Origin of the sequence: Pseudoalteromonas sp. TAB23, assembly GCF_000498075.1 — a bacterium.
GTDB classification, from domain to species: Bacteria; Pseudomonadota; Gammaproteobacteria; order Enterobacterales; family Alteromonadaceae; genus Pseudoalteromonas; species Pseudoalteromonas arctica.
On the sequence record NZ_AUTP01000292.1, the window covers coordinates 13,420 to 27,968 of the forward strand.

General features: G+C 38.6%; 19 protein-coding genes. 4 read left to right on the plus strand and 15 right to left on the minus strand.

Features of this window, described 5'->3' with window-relative positions:
* Positions 1-2: 2 nt before the first annotated feature.
* From L654_RS0118165 to L654_RS0118195, 7 genes are all read right to left on the minus strand, one after another.
* Positions 3-365 (minus strand): response regulator, encoded by a 363-nt coding sequence (locus L654_RS0118165; protein WP_007584956.1) that lies wholly within the window; start codon positions 363-365, stop codon positions 3-5.
* A gap of 8 nt (positions 366-373) precedes the next feature.
* Positions 374-646, minus strand: a complete 273-nt coding sequence (locus tag L654_RS0118170; RefSeq protein ID WP_002959595.1) for an STAS domain-containing protein — start codon at positions 644-646, stop codon at positions 374-376.
* A 152-nt stretch (positions 647-798) separates the two neighbouring features.
* Positions 799-1,416: an SCO family protein gene (locus L654_RS0118175; protein WP_024608683.1), complete on the minus strand. Its 618-nt coding sequence runs from the start codon at positions 1,414-1,416 to the stop codon at positions 799-801.
* Entirely contained in the window at positions 1,413-2,342 is a 930-nt protein-coding gene (cyoE, locus tag L654_RS0118180) for a heme o synthase (protein WP_002959598.1), read from the minus strand. The genes L654_RS0118175 and cyoE overlap by 4 nt, the downstream gene beginning before the upstream one ends.
* 12 nt (positions 2,343-2,354) lie before the next feature.
* The gene (locus L654_RS0118185; RefSeq protein WP_007584952.1) at positions 2,355-3,344 is read right to left on the minus strand and encodes a COX15/CtaA family protein; all 990 of its coding nucleotides are present in this window, start codon (positions 3,342-3,344) and stop codon (positions 2,355-2,357) included.
* Positions 3,345-3,372: 28 nt separating this feature from the next.
* Positions 3,373-3,867 carry a hypothetical protein gene (locus tag L654_RS0118190; RefSeq protein ID WP_007584950.1) on the minus strand — a complete coding sequence of 165 codons (495 nt, stop codon included), beginning with the start codon at positions 3,865-3,867 and terminating at the stop codon, positions 3,373-3,375.
* Complete coding sequence (locus tag L654_RS0118195) at positions 3,857-4,597, minus strand: SURF1 family protein (protein WP_024608684.1); 741 nt, start codon at positions 4,595-4,597, stop codon at positions 3,857-3,859. The genes L654_RS0118190 and L654_RS0118195 overlap by 11 nt, the downstream gene beginning before the upstream one ends.
* A gap of 14 nt (positions 4,598-4,611) precedes the next feature.
* Here L654_RS0118195 and L654_RS1000000128720 point away from each other — a divergent pair, with 14 nt between their 5' ends.
* Positions 4,612-4,920 (plus strand): DUF2909 family protein, encoded by a 309-nt coding sequence (locus tag L654_RS1000000128720; RefSeq protein WP_076915528.1) that lies wholly within the window; start codon positions 4,612-4,614, stop codon positions 4,918-4,920.
* On the opposite strand, the gene L654_RS0118200 is transcribed toward L654_RS1000000128720, so the two are convergent.
* From L654_RS0118200 to lexA, 5 genes are all read right to left on the minus strand, one after another.
* Positions 4,823-5,698 (minus strand): cytochrome c oxidase subunit 3, encoded by an 876-nt coding sequence (locus L654_RS0118200; protein ID WP_024594298.1) that lies wholly within the window; start codon positions 5,696-5,698, stop codon positions 4,823-4,825. The two genes, L654_RS1000000128720 and L654_RS0118200, sit on opposite strands and share 98 nt — an antisense overlap.
* 35 nt (positions 5,699-5,733) lie before the next feature.
* Positions 5,734-6,264: a cytochrome c oxidase assembly protein gene (locus L654_RS0118205; protein ID WP_024608685.1), complete on the minus strand. Its 531-nt coding sequence runs from the start codon at positions 6,262-6,264 to the stop codon at positions 5,734-5,736.
* The gene (ctaD, locus tag L654_RS0118210; RefSeq protein WP_007584944.1) at positions 6,264-7,856 is read right to left on the minus strand and encodes a cytochrome c oxidase subunit I; all 1,593 of its coding nucleotides are present in this window, start codon (positions 7,854-7,856) and stop codon (positions 6,264-6,266) included. The genes L654_RS0118205 and ctaD overlap by 1 nt, the downstream gene beginning before the upstream one ends.
* Positions 7,856-8,998 carry a cytochrome c oxidase subunit II gene (gene coxB, locus L654_RS0118215; RefSeq protein ID WP_024594300.1) on the minus strand — a complete coding sequence of 381 codons (1,143 nt, stop codon included), beginning with the start codon at positions 8,996-8,998 and terminating at the stop codon, positions 7,856-7,858. The genes ctaD and coxB overlap by 1 nt, the downstream gene beginning before the upstream one ends.
* 483 nt (positions 8,999-9,481) lie before the next feature.
* Positions 9,482-10,099: a transcriptional repressor LexA gene (gene lexA / locus L654_RS0118220; protein WP_024608686.1), complete on the minus strand. Its 618-nt coding sequence runs from the start codon at positions 10,097-10,099 to the stop codon at positions 9,482-9,484.
* Between the two features lie 167 nt (positions 10,100-10,266).
* Between lexA and L654_RS0118225 the strand changes: the two genes are divergently transcribed.
* Complete coding sequence (locus L654_RS0118225; protein ID WP_007584940.1) at positions 10,267-10,707, plus strand: PaaI family thioesterase; 441 nt, start codon at positions 10,267-10,269, stop codon at positions 10,705-10,707.
* Here L654_RS0118225 and L654_RS0118230 read toward each other — a convergent pair whose 3' ends face one another.
* On the minus strand, positions 10,708-11,088 hold the full coding sequence (locus tag L654_RS0118230; protein ID WP_008138697.1) for a hypothetical protein: 381 nt from the start codon (positions 11,086-11,088) through the stop codon (positions 10,708-10,710). It abuts the gene before it with no gap.
* Positions 11,089-11,400: 312 nt separating this feature from the next.
* Here L654_RS0118230 and L654_RS0118235 point away from each other — a divergent pair, with 312 nt between their 5' ends.
* Positions 11,401-12,126, plus strand: a complete 726-nt coding sequence (locus L654_RS0118235) for a membrane protein (protein ID WP_024608687.1) — start codon at positions 11,401-11,403, stop codon at positions 12,124-12,126.
* Positions 12,127-12,201: 75 nt separating this feature from the next.
* On the opposite strand, the gene L654_RS0118240 is transcribed toward L654_RS0118235, so the two are convergent.
* The gene (locus L654_RS0118240; protein WP_007584937.1) at positions 12,202-12,522 is read right to left on the minus strand and encodes a chaperone modulator CbpM; all 321 of its coding nucleotides are present in this window, start codon (positions 12,520-12,522) and stop codon (positions 12,202-12,204) included.
* Positions 12,522-13,490, minus strand: coding sequence for a DnaJ C-terminal domain-containing protein (locus L654_RS0118245; protein ID WP_007584935.1), 969 nt, complete (start codon positions 13,488-13,490; stop codon positions 12,522-12,524). The genes L654_RS0118240 and L654_RS0118245 overlap by 1 nt, the downstream gene beginning before the upstream one ends.
* Positions 13,491-13,721: 231 nt before the next feature.
* On the opposite strand from L654_RS0118245, the gene L654_RS0118250 reads away from it, so the two are divergent.
* Positions 13,722-14,375, plus strand: a complete 654-nt coding sequence (locus L654_RS0118250) for an endonuclease (RefSeq protein WP_029753694.1) — start codon at positions 13,722-13,724, stop codon at positions 14,373-14,375.
* Positions 14,376-14,549: the final 174 nt, after the last annotated feature.

The following is a 14,549-nucleotide window of genomic DNA, read 5'->3' on the forward strand; positions in this document are numbered from 1 at the left end:
CCTTAGCGAATAACTTTTTTAATTACCGCTAGTAGCTGATCGGGATTAAATGGTTTTACAATCCAACCTGTTGCACCAGCAGCTTTACCCTCTATCTTTTTTTCTAAGCCCGACTCTGTAGTAAGCATCAGTAGTGGTGTAAATTTATAACTAGGTAAAGTACGCAGCTCTCGTATTAATGTAATTCCATCCATTATTGGCATGTTTACATCTGAGATCACGGCATCAAAGTCTTGTTGCTTGGCAATAGCGAGAGCTTCACTGCCATCCTTAGCTTCGGTTACATCAAACCCGGCAGTTTTTAATGTAAAGCTCACCATTTGACGCATCGATGCTGAATCATCAACCGCTAAAATTCTTTTCATATATACCCCTAACTTTTACTTTCGGTTGTTAAGTATTGGCTTAAGCCAAGTTTATTAATTGTATGCGTTAAGGCCTCGCTACTGCCTACCCATATTATTTTGTGCTGTATAGTAAGTAGGTGTTTTTGTAAGGCGCATAAAAGTTGAATTGAGGCAGTATCAGCAGAAATCACATCGTTAATATCAAGACAGATATCATCGTTGCTATTGAGTTCGTGTAGTAAGTCTTGATGTAGTGTTTCAACTTGCGTAATAGCAAGTTCGCTCGGAAGTTTTAGCATTTAGTAAGTGCATTCCCTGTCAATTCAATTCATAACAAAAGCTTAGCCCTAGTTATTAAAATTGCCATAAAATGCTTAATTAAATTTAACCTGTCGTTAAAATACAAAAAAAGGAGCCTAAAGCTCCTTTAAAATTGGTAAAAAGTAAAAAACTAGTTTTTATAGTAATCAGCTATTTTTTTAAACTCTTCAGTTAAAGTCGTCGCATTAATTAATGGCACACTACCTTGTTTAAATTCTGGTTTAAAAATAGCTCTAACGGCTCCATTTTGATCAACCATAGCGACCGAGGCACTATGATCAACAGCATATTCTGATTCACTACTATCGCTAATGGCGTAAATTAAACCAAGCTCTCGAACAACAGGAAAAAGGTGTTTATGCTCTCCCGACACAGCTAAAAAGTCTGGGTTAAAGTAATCTATATATTGCTTTCGTTTAGCTGGTGTATCGCGTTTTGGATCAACCGATAAAAACCAAACTTGTAGCGGATAATCTGCTTGTACATTTTTATAAACAGCATTTAACTTAGCAAGTGTTAATGGACAAATATCTGGGCAGCTTGTGTAGCCTAAAAATACTAAATTCCACTGTCCTAAAAATTGTTGCTTAGTCACTAATTCGCCGCGCTGATCGTTTAGCGTAAAATCAGACAGTGGCTTTGCATTTTCGTAAACTAATGCATCTACATCTGGTGGACTATTTTCATTTGAACATGCTGATAAAAACGAAACTAAAATAACAATTAATCCAAGCCATAACTGCTTCATAAAGGGAGCCATTTATCTATAAATAAGATTACAAAGAGTACCATTAAATGAATAATCGAAAAACGAAATAAGTCCATTGCAGTCTCATCATTTCCAGCAATTTTTAAATTGACCGCCTTATATATAAACACGGCATTTAATACACATGCACCTATCAAATAGATTAATCCAGACATACCGATTAAATAAGGTAATACGCAAACAACAGCGAGTAAAACAGAGTAAGCAACGACGCACGTTTTACAAAAATCGATACCATGGGTTACTGGTAACATAGGGATTTTAGCGCGTTCATAATCACTTTTTCGTGCTATAGCCAGCGCCCAAAAGTGTGGTGGGGTCCAGGTAAATATTATCATTACGAGTAACCAAGGGGCTGCTGCCATTTGGTTTGTTTCTGACACCCAACCTAATAATGGAGGCATTGCGCCAGCCAACCCACCTATAACAATATTTTGCGGCGTTGCACGCTTTAAAAATGATGTATAAACAAATGCATAACCTACCAATGCAAATAACGTTAATATAGCGGTTAAGGTATTAGCCCACACCATCAGCATAATAAAACCAGCAACCCCAATAACAGCTGCAAAACTAAGCGCATGTGTTTTACTTAAACGCCCTTTAGCCACAGGGCGATGACGAGTCCGCGCCATTTTTGAGTCTATCTCGCTATCAACCACATGATTAATAACCGCTGCAGCAGCAGAAAGTAGCCCTATACCTAACAAGCTAATAAACTGTACGACCATACCGCGCCCTACATCGGGAGCCAGCGCTAAACCAACCCAAGCTGTTAGCACCAGCATAGCTACCACTTTAAATTTACTAATTGCTAAGTAGTCTTGCAGCAAACTATGTGTACGCGAAATTAGCGATTGAGTATTAACGGGTAGCAGTATTTTTTTATCAATTATAAGTGCCATCATATTTCCCCTTTATGTGCGTGATTTTAGGTAATAACACAACCTAACCATGCTTAATAACAGTATGGCTGCCATCAAGTTATGCGCCAGTGCAACTCCCAACGGAATATGCCAATGTACTAAAATAAGCCCTAAGCTAATTTGGCAAAGCAGAACAAGTAATACACTCACAACGCAATTTTTAATTTTTTTAGAGTACGCTTGGCTGTATATTTTCCACATAATTAACGCCAGAACAATGCAAGTAACGAGTGCCCAAATGCGATGTAATAAATGAATAGACATACGCGCTTGCTGCGATAACACACCAAACTCATAATTACTGTGCTCAAGTGGTAATTGAAATACGCTACTCAATGAAAACGGTTGTGCGTAATTACACAATGGCAAACCACTACAATGTGGAGCGGCGTAATTTGCAGCCAGCCAACCACCAAGTGCAATTTGGATAATTAATACACTGAGCGCTACTAAACTTAAACCGAAATAGCGTTTTGCGCCGCTATCGCCACCCATAATAGGTTTTGCGGTTAGCCGTAAATATAAAAGCGTTATAAGTGACAAAATACTAAAGCCACCTAATAAGTGGCCCATTACAATAAGCGGCTGAAGGTTCATGGTTACTGTCCACATACCAAGAGCAGCCTGAAACACCACTAGTAGAAGTAAAGCCAAAGGCAATTTAACTGGCGTAGTTGGATATTGGCGTTTTAAAAAAGCCAACACAAATAAACCTAAAATAAGTAAGCCTAAAGCACCTGCAAAGTAGCGATGAATCATTTCTTTCCACGCTTTTGCGGTTTCGAACATCATATCGGGGTAGCTTTGAGTTGCTAAGGCTATGTCAGCCTCATGCTTAGGTACCGTTAAAAAGCCATAACAACCAGGCCAATCGGGGCACCCTAAACCTGCATCACTTAAGCGGGTGTACGCACCTAAAGCAACTACAATTAAAGCGAGTAATCCTGTTATTAATACTAAGTTTTTATAATTTTTATACATCAGATACTCCAACTTAAGCTCAACTTAGTTAGCTAGAACGAGAATAGTTAAGTAATTTTTTTAGATCTTTTAATAACCCTTTTTGTACTAAACGGTTTTCTTGTGGCTCGACCTTAAAGGGATATTCAAGTACCACTAACCCCATATGATCAATTAAATACAAACTTGCAGGATTTAAACTCTGTTGCTCGGTAATAATTTTCCATGGTAGGTTTTTATTGTCGGGACTTCCCATTACAGCCATATCAACCTTGCCTTGGTTTTTACCAAGTGCCACATATAAATTATTAAGTGCATTGAGTTGTTCGCTGCATGGGGTGTTACATTCGTTTGAATAATTAAGTGCGATAGTCCATTGCTTGGGATTATTTTGCGGCCAATTTTTAAGTTTTATTTCTTGGCTTAAAAACTCGCCATTATTAGTAATTGCAGTAGGCAACCAATCAAACTTTAATGCGCCATATGCCAAAATTAATGGGATAGCGCAGCAGCCCACAAACAACACAAGGGGATTATTTTTCATTATGTGTCCTTTTTTTGCTCGCAAAAATAGCCACAACAGCACATGCAACAGCAATTAAAAACCATTGCACAGCGTAGGCATTATGCTTTTGAGGGCTCATAACAACTGCCTCATAATGAGGTGTTGCAATCTCATCACCAGTACCTTGTCTGTAAGCCATAAAATTAATTAATGATTGCTGGCTTTGAGTGCTCAGCATATTCAAGTCGATAGATTGGATTCTTGTAGGTAAGTCGTTATTTGTAGTTTTATCTTCAAGCGTAAAGCTACTTAGGTTATTTTCTTTTATTTGCGCTTTAAGAATAAAAACACCTGTAGGCAGAGTAACCTTTGGCAGTGTATCTCTAGATATAGGCGCTTTTACCCATCCTAAATTAACTAAAATCACTTTTTCTTCGCTGGCTGGCTTTAGTAAAGCAAGTAAATCGTACCCTACTTGCCCGTTATAAACTTGATTATCTAAAAGCCAATATTGGTTTTGTACAAACCGCCCTTTTAACTCAACCAATACACCTGTTTTGTTCCAGCTATCAGGCAGGTTAAGTAATTGAGACCAGCTCACCACACCCCGATTCTGTTGCTTAGCAATAGCGGTTAGTTGCTGCTGTTTTTGCTCACCCCGCTCCAACTGCCAAAATCCTAGTCGCACACACACAAGTACAACAACCACAACCATACAAAGTGTGATTAGTGAACTAAGCTTTTGTTTGTGCCATAAAACTAACTGCATAAAGGGTCAACTCAGTGATTATTAAAATTATTATCGTACTGTTGTTAATATTTATACTTTTTAACTTATTTAGAGCATTGTTTATTATGGTGTCAGGGAAAACTGGGGGACGACCTATGTCTCACTTTTTAGGTCGTCGCGTATTGTTTTCGGTCGTTGTTTTAGTTGTTGTTATTGCAGCGCTTAAACTTAGTTTTATTAAAGCAAATAATTCGCCAATAAACGCTACAGCACATATACAAATACAAACAAACACAGCCACACCACATCAACAAAGTGCCAATACCAAGCAGCTGCTTGAAAAGCAAAATGCTTATCTTTAGTAAAGTGCCCTTTTAATATCCGTAAAAATATTACAAATAAAAGTACCGTTCCTAGCGTTACATGCATGCCATGAAAACCAGTCAATAAAAAGAACGTATTACCGTAAATACCCGCATCTAGCGTTAGATTAAGGTCATTATATGCATGCATGTACTCCTCAACTTGCAGCCCTAGAAAGCAAACACCCAACAAAATAGTAGCGCCTAAAAAAACTTTAAGTGGAGTACGTTTATTGTTTTCCATCGCTACATGGGCAAAATGTAAAGTAACTGAGGAAGTAAGCAGTATTAAGGTATTTATAAGCGGTAAGCCTTGCCAGCCCATAGCTTGAGTAGTTTCGCCAGCAGGTGTTGAAACTAGCGGCCAAACGGCTTCAAAAGTAGGCCATAAAACCTCGTTAGTCATTGCATTATTGCCTGCGCCTCCAAGCCAAGGTACCGACAATACCCGTGCATAAAAAAGCGCACCAAAAAAGGCCATAAAAAACATAACTTCAGAAAAAATAAACCAGCTCATACCTTGTCTAAAAGAGCGATCCATTTGTGCTGAGTACAAACCTTGGTCCGATTCATTAATTACATTTTTAAACCAGCTAAACAACATATACACAAGTACAGCAATACCGGCATAAAGCAGATAAACCCCGCTACCACCTTCTTTACCTACACTCATAACAGTCAAGCCTGCCCCTACTGCAATAAAAAACAATGCAACAGCACCTACAATAGGCCATGGGCTTTGCTCAGGTACGTAATAATGCTCATATTCTTGATTCATTTTATTTACTCCTAGTTTCACACTAGTTTAAAAAGCTAGTTGTTACTTGCCACCAGCTGTTCACTAATATCAAATACGGTATAAGATAAAGTTAATTCTTCAATGTCGCTTGGCAGTGCGGTATCAACATAAAAAAGTAATTTAAATTCAAGTTCTTCCCCTGCTTTTAGAGGTTGCTGATCAAAGCAAAAACAGGCTATTTTGTGTAAATACTTTGCCGCTTTACCTGGTGAGACTGATGGTACAGCCTGCATTACTTTATCTAGGTTGCTGCTATTTTTAGCACTAAACATTACTTCACGCATTGCACCGGGTTTTACCACTACACTGTATTCTTTTGATTTAACTTCAAACGGTGCACCACTTTGTGCGTGAGTAGTAAAGCTAACGCCGACTTCTCGGTTTTGTACTATTTGTGTACTTTGCTCTGCCTGCTCAAGCGAAGGTTTTCCATTAAGCCCTGTTACATCACAAAACACGTCATACAAAGGTACTAAAGCAAAGGCAAAGGCAAACATGCCTATGCAAATAAGTACCAAACGTTTGAGTAGCGGTGCGTGTGTCATTACTTAATTACCGGCGGCGTAGAAAAAGTATGATATGGCGCTGGAGAGTCAACTTCCCACTCAAGCCCTTCTGCCCCTTCCCATACTTTTGCAGGCACTTTATCACCGCCACGCGCGCATTTAATTACCACAGCTACAAACAACAATTGCGATAAACCAAAGGCAAATCCACCAATACTTATGATTGCGTTAAAGTCGGCAAATTGAAGTGCATAATCGGGAATTCGACGCGGCATACCGGCAAGCCCTACAAAATGCATAGGAAAAAACAATACGTTCACACTCACCAGCGATAGCCAAAAATGCCATTTAGCTAGCGTGATATTAAACATATTGCCCGTCCACTTGGGCAGCCAGTAATAGGCCCCCGCCATTATCGAAAATACAGCCCCTGTTACTAATACATAATGAAAATGCGCCACTACAAAATAAGTATCGTGGTACTGAAAGTCAGCAGGTGTAATTGCCAGCATCAACCCCGAAAAGCCACCTAAGGTAAACAGCACAATAAACGCAATACTAAAAAGCATTGGCACTTCAAAAGTTATTGAGCCTTTCCACATTGTGGCAACCCAATTAAATACTTTTACTCCTGTAGGTACCGATATAAGCATGGTCGCGTACATAAAAAACAACTCGCCAGCGACCGGCATCCCAGTGGTAAACATATGATGAGCCCATACAATAAAGCTCAATAGTGCTATGGAGGATGTGGCGTATACCATTGAGGCATAGCCAAAAAGTTTTTTACGAGAAAAGGTAGGTACTATTGTAGATATAATGCCAAAGGCAGGAAGAATCATTATGTATACTTCGGGATGACCAAAAAACCAAAAAATGTGTTGGAACATCACCGGGTCGCCACCGCCTGCGGCATCAAAAAAGCTGGTCGCAAAATACTTATCGGTAAGTACCATAGTGACAGCCCCTGCAAGCACTGGCATTACCGCTATTAATAAAAAGGCAGTAATTAACCACGTCCATACAAATAAGGGCAACTTCATCCATGTCATGCCGGGAGCACGTAAGTTCACTATAGTTACAATCACATTGATTGCGCCCATTATTGAGCTAATCCCCATAATATGTACGGCAAATACAAACAATGCAGTATTATCATTACTGTATGTTGTAGACAGTGGTGCATAAAAAGTCCAACCAAATGCAGGACCCCCACCAGGCATAAATAACGATGCCAATAGGATTAAAAACGCAAACGGTAAAATCCAAAAGCTCCAGTTATTCATTCTTGGCAATGCCATATCTGGCGCGCCAATCATGAGTGGTATCATCCAGTTAGCAAGGCCTGTAAAGGCCGGCATAACCGCACCAAACACCATAATTAAACCATGCACTGTGGTCATTTGATTAAAAAAGTGAGGATCGACCAACTGTAAACCTGGTTGAAATAATTCAGCTCTGATCACCATGGCCATTCCACCACCAATTAAGAACATGGTCAGCGAAAAAATTAAATATAAACTACCTATATCTTTATGATTAGTTGTGTAAAGCCAGCGTTTAAAACCTTTAGCTGGGTGATGAGCATGATGAGCTTCATTGGCGTTAGGTTGTTCTACTATGCTACTCATTAGTTCGCCTCCACTTTGGCATCAAGTGCTGCCTGTATTTGACTCGGTTGAATAACATCACCCGTATCATTACCCCACGCATTACGTTTATAAGTAATAACCGCTGCTAATTGCTTTATAGATAACTGTTTGGCAAATGCTTGCATTGCCGTACCGGGTCGCCCATGGATAACTACATCAATGTGATCTTTTATATCGCCAAGCACTATAGGGCTGCCTTTAAGTGCAGGAAATACACCCGGTAACCCCATGCCAGTAGGCTGATGACATGCAGCACAATTGGCCATATATACTTGTTCGCCTAAAGTCATTAATTCTTCTTTTGGGAGGGTTTTATCAAGTAATGCGGCATCTGCTAATGCTGCTTTTTGTTTAGCTTGCTTTGCATCTGCAAGCCACGTTTTAAAATCAGCCTCAGATTTAGCGACCACCACAACGGGCATAAAGCCATGATCTTTACCACACAACTCAGCACATTGGCCTCGGTAAGTACCTTCTTCGTTTATGTTCGTCCATGTTTCGTTTATAAAGCCGGGATTCGCATCTTTTTTAACTGCAAAATCAGGTACCCACCAAGAGTGAATAACATCGTCAGAAGTCATTAAAAATCGTACTTTTTGATTTATTGGCAGTACGAGAGGTTTATCAACCTCAAGTAAGTAGTTAGGATTTTTATCTGCAAGATTCGCTATTTCATCTTGCGGGGTAGATAAAATAGAGTAGAACTCTACATCTTCACCCATATATTCATAATGCCATTTCCATTGCGAGCCTGTAATTTTAATAGTGAGATCAGCTTTGCTGGCATCTTCCATTGCAATTAGGGTTTTAGTGGCTGGTACTGCCATAGCAATTAAAATAACAAACGGGATTGCAGTCCAAAGTATTTCTACTTTAGTGCTTTCGTGAAATTGGGCAGGTACAGCCCCTTTAGATTTACGGTGATGAATAAGTGCCCAAAACATAATTGCGAACACTATCACCCCAATCACACAACATATTATAAATATGGTCATGTGCAGCTGATATACATTATTGCTTATATCGGTTACGCCTTTGCGCATATTGTATTGGCTGTTAGCCAAAACTGGGTGCGAAAAAACACATAATATAAGCCACAAGGTAGAGGTCAGTTTACCCATGTGACGGCTCCTTTGATGCTATTGCGAATGCAAAGCGAAGAGGCATACGGCTTAAACGCCAATTCGTTATTTTTATTTTTTTAGTCAATCTCATTTAATATTGATTGGTTTTGCTGCGCCAACAACGGGTTTGTGTATATTGTGTGTTCTCAAAACTAAAAAGCTGTGAGTTATTATTAGCTCAGCACATTAATAATTAGCTAAAAAATGAACAACAAGCAAGTTTTAGTATAAAAAACAATCAGGTGATATTGAGTAATTAATAAAAAATCAGTAACCAACTAGGTAACAGTAAGTTCAAAAGATGAGCAAAACAAAGGGGTTTAACGTATTCGGAGGGGGAAAATATAAGTGCAAAAAAGTTTACAGCTTAAATTGTCAGTGAGCTATTTATGCCCTATTTTTAGTGCGAATTTAAAACAAAAAATGCGTACTAATTAGTACGCATTTATAAAACTGCTTGTTTAAAAGCTATTTTTAAAGTCACATCCAATCAGCGTTTCTTATAACGCCAACGGCTAAGCCTTCAATATTAAAAGACTCATTCTCAAGATCTACTTCAATAGATTCAAAATCGTCGTTTTCAGCATGAAGTAATACTTTACGACCCGCTTTCTCAAGACGTTTTACAGTTACGTCTTCGTCTAGGCGGGCAACAATAACTTGCCCGTTTTCAGCGGTTTGAGTACGATGTACAGCAAGTAAATCACCATCCATAATACCAATATCTTTCATGCTCATACCGTTAACGCGTAGTAAAAAATCTGCAGCCGGTTTAAACATTAATGGATCGATTTTGCAGTGACTTTCAACGTGCTCTTGCGCCAAAATAGGTGAACCAGCAGCAACACGCCCTATAAGCGGTAAACCTAATTGCTCTGGCTCTTCTTCTTCAATTAACTGAATACCACGGCTTGCACCTGGTTTCATTTTAATTGCGCCTTTTTTAGCAAGTGCTTTTAAATGTTCTTCAGCAGCATTGGCACTTTTAAAACCTAATGTTTGCGCTATTTCAGCACGTGTAGGAGGCATACCAGTGTCTTTAATAAAAACTTTAATTAGTTCGAGTATTTGAGCTTGGCGGTTCGTTAATGGTCGCATACAACTGGTTTTCCATACAGTACATTTAACTGTGAGTATATACAGTTAAATAAAAATCGCAAATTTAAATTAAGCCTTAAAATAGCCAAAGTAATTTCACTTGTGTACATTTTAGGGATATAACTAAAGCTAGATTTATAAATGATTAAAAAAGCAAAGGAGTCATTATGAGTATTTGGTACCAGCCCATCACTTTAGAGCTGTGCAAGCAGTTAGAACAAGGCATTGATGGCCAAGGAACATTAATGAAAACCATGGGAATAGAAGTCACTGAAATTGGTGATGATTACTTAGTAGCCACTATGCCGGCAATTCCTGAGCATCATAACCCAATGGGAATGGTTCACGGCGGTGCTAACGTTGTACTTGCCGAAACAGTTGCCAGCTATGCAGCTAACTTTGTTGTCGATTTTACAAAATTTTACTGCGTGGGGCAGGAAATTAGCGCAAGTCATTTAAAAGCATCTCGCAACGGCACTTTAACAGCAACGGCAAGAGCGTTTCATATTGGCAAACGTAGTTCAGTGTGGGAAATAAAAATTACAAATAGCCGCAATGAGCTGTGCTGCGTATCAAAAATGACCGCAGCAGTCGTAGAGCGAAGGTAGTTACTTTTCGATTGGGTAAATTGTAATTTCCATACCCGCACCAATCGCAGATATACGCAATAATGTATCTGCATCTAAGGCTTGATTAAAGCACTTAGGTGAAGTGCCTGATTCAAAACCAATATCAAACGTTCTACGTGAACAGCTTAACCATTGTTTTAGCGCGTTACGCGAACACGATTCAATAAGCTCACATATATGGTTTATTGCTTTGTCAGGCGTGTTTACTACACCTGTTGCTTCAATACGCGCTAATTGACGGTATTCGTCTTTGTCATAATGTAAAATCGTCGCGACTTTTTTCAAGTCTGCCACTAGCAAACTAATATCTTGCTTTGATTCAAGCTCAAGATCTACATTTAAAAATTGAATTTCCGACATCGTTTCGTATTTATCCTCTAATAATTTCATTGCAAACTTTAACGCAGTTTTACCGTTATACCAAATCAACTATGCTCTATTAACCACTTTATATAGATATTTCGCAGCTTTTAAGTATTTTTTAGCGTTTAAAGCTAGCTGGATATCAAACACTCAGCTCAATTAACAAATAAGTCATGTTAGCAATTTAAGTGTAATCTTTTTTATTTTTAAATGATTACAGTAAGCTATAGTTTAAACTGCGACAAAATGTCGCAGTAACTAATCCCATTAATGTAATAAACTAGCCTCTAAAAATAATAAGACTAAAACATGAATAAAAAAATATTTAAGTATGCTCGCAAGTTACATAAATGGCTCGGTTATTTGCTCGCATTACAAATTTTAGCTTGGCTATTAGGTGGTTTAGTCATGAGCGCTATCCCTCTTGATAAAGTTCATGGGGAGCATCTTGCAACACGTACTCTTAATAACCCATTTACGCAGGCTGATTATGTTGCCTCCCTTGACGATATTGCATCTCAGGTGGTTAATCCAACACAAATAATTTTTGAGAACTTTTTAACCACACCTATAATTACAGTAATAAATAAAGATGAACAGCAAAGCTTTAACGGTATAACAGGCCGACCTTTTGAGCCGCCAACTAAAATACAAATTACCGCAAATGCTAAAGCACACTTACTTATTGATGATCAAGTGACAAGCGCTGTACTGCTAAAGCAAGGTATGCGAGAAGTTGGATATAAAACCAATGTTTGGCAGGTACAATTTGACGACACATTTAACACAACACTGTATTTGTCAGAAAATAACGGCAAAGTTATCACCGTTCGCAGCACACTATGGCGAATTTTCGACTTTTTTTGGATGTTACATATTATGGATTACGATGAGCGAGAGGATTTTAATAATCCGCTGCTTATTAGTTTTGCAGCAACCAGCGTACTTTTTTGCCTAAGTGGAATATTACTACTTATGCAAAACATACGACTAAAACGATTTATCCGAATTAAAAGTAAGAATAAATCAAAGTAGTCATATTGGTTTTTAAGAACTAGCGCACTCTCACCAAAGACTAAATAAGCCCTAGGAAGTACCCAAGGGCAGATTTTATTCCAAGTGTTTAAATCGACTCAAATGTCGCTTTAACATTTCGTTTTCGAAAATCAACTCATCACGCTCATCCAGCAATTGTAAAACTAAAGCTATTGCCGACCAATCTAACGAAAAGTCATGTTGAATACGGGCCGCTTTTTTAACTAAGGTCACTGCAGATACCGTAAATTGCCACTGCGTAACATGCTTCCCCTCAATTGGAACCGCAATATTGTGCTCAACTAGCTCATATAAAATTGCTTCGCTAATATCACTACTCAAACATAGCTCTTTGCTAGTAAGTAAATCATCTTTTTGTGTCACGATAATTTGCATTATGGCTTGCTCCAGTTATTACGGGGATCAAAGTGAGCTTTTTCGGCTAATTCTTCCCAAAGTTTTTTACTGGTATCATCAACAGATGTTGGATTAACAATTTTAAGCACAGCAAATAAATCACCTTTGGCTTTTTTACTCATTAATCCCTTACCTTTAATACGCAAGCGTTGACCAGACTGACTATTAGATGGAATAGTTAATTGGATTTTGCCTGCCAACGTAGGTAAATTTATTTTTGTACCAAGAGCCGCTTCCCATGGTGCAAGAGGGACGACTATATTTAGGTTATGACCTTCAACATCAAATAATGGGTGGGGCACTAAACTAATTTGTAAGTACAAATCGCCATTTTGCCCGTTCGCTGACCCTAATCCGCCTTGCCCTTTTAGTCGAATTCGTTCGCCATTTACTGAACCTGCGGGAATTTTCACTTTAAGTGATTTTTTAATTTCAGAGACACGACCACTACTATCTCGCTGCGGTAACATAAACTCAACAGGCTTAACGGTATCAACTAAAGTCTCTTCAAGAAAAATCGGGAACTCTATTTCCACATCTTGTCCTTTTTGCGCGCGAGCGGCGTTACTTCTGCTCTGCCCGGAACGATTGAATCCACCGGCGCCGCCAAACATTGAATTAACAAAATCAGAAAACTCTTGATCGGTTTGAGGATCGCTTTGCTGATAATTACTTTGCGATGAGGCATTGTTACCACCATAATTACCTTGCTGTTGACGAGCACGATTTTGTTGATGACGACGTAACTCGTCGTATTTAGTGCGTTCTTCTTTGTTATGAATGACTTCGTAAGCTTCTGCTATTTCTTTAAACTTATCTTCTGCTTGAGGCTCTTTGCTTACATCTGGGTGATATTTTCTGGCTAACTTTTTATAAGCTACTTTAACCGCTTTATCGTCTGCATCAGGCGATATTCCAAGCACTGCATAATAATCAACAAATTTCATTTGCAATCCAAATCCCCATATTGAGTAAGCTTTAAGCATACTCCTTAACGTATAATCTTGTGTGGTTAAAATACGATAAATAGTAAGAAATAAATGAATAGTGAAAATAACTTTGAATAAAAAATTAATCGGACACTTTTTAGTAATATAAGTGCAGGCCTTAAGTTAACTTTATCTTTTATCTTCAAGGCTTTAAACTGCCTGTTCCTGTAGTTCACATTTGTGATGGATATGACTCGATTTATTCTGGCCTTACTGGCTTGTTGTGTGTGTTTTTCGGTATCTGCCGAACAATTCACCCGTTTTTCAACAGCTAAAAGACATTTAATTAAAACCCTCCCTGACAACGCCAAAAGTATTTACTGCGGTTGTGATATTAAAAAAGAAGGCAAAAAACTCGTTCCTGATCCTTCTAACTGTGGTTACATTCCTCGAAATACACTTACCCGCTCAGGCAAAGTAAATGTGCGAGCACTACGCATTGAGTGGGAACATATTGTTCCGGCGTGGGAATTTGGTCATCAGCTACAATGTTGGCAAGATGGCGGACGTAAAAACTGCCGTAAAGTAAGTGCTAAATTTAGAAAAATGGAAGCTGATATAAATAACTTAGCGCCAGCTATTGGCGAAATTAATGCCGATCGCTCTAATTATCGTTTTGGCATGCTTAGCGAAAACGCCACACAGTATGGTCGCTGCGAAGTAAAAGTAAACTTTAAGCAACGTGTAGTTGAACCGCCTGTCTATGCACGTAAACGTATAGCCGACACTTACGCTTACATGCAGAAAACATACGGTTTAAAAATCTCTGATAAACAGCAAAAGTTATTTAATGCGTGGAAAAAGCAAGCATTTGCAGATACAAGTAGTGCGAGCAAGCTCTAAGCTTTAACACTCATTTACATAAATCAAAGTTATAAATGTTGAATAAACGAGCGAGTGTTGTAATATTTTAAACAACTTATTTACAGAAAGTCCTTAACTATGTTTAAAAATAATAAAACCTCGCTTGCCATTTTTGCAGCACTTTCGGGCTTTGCTTTAACGGGTTGTGGCGGC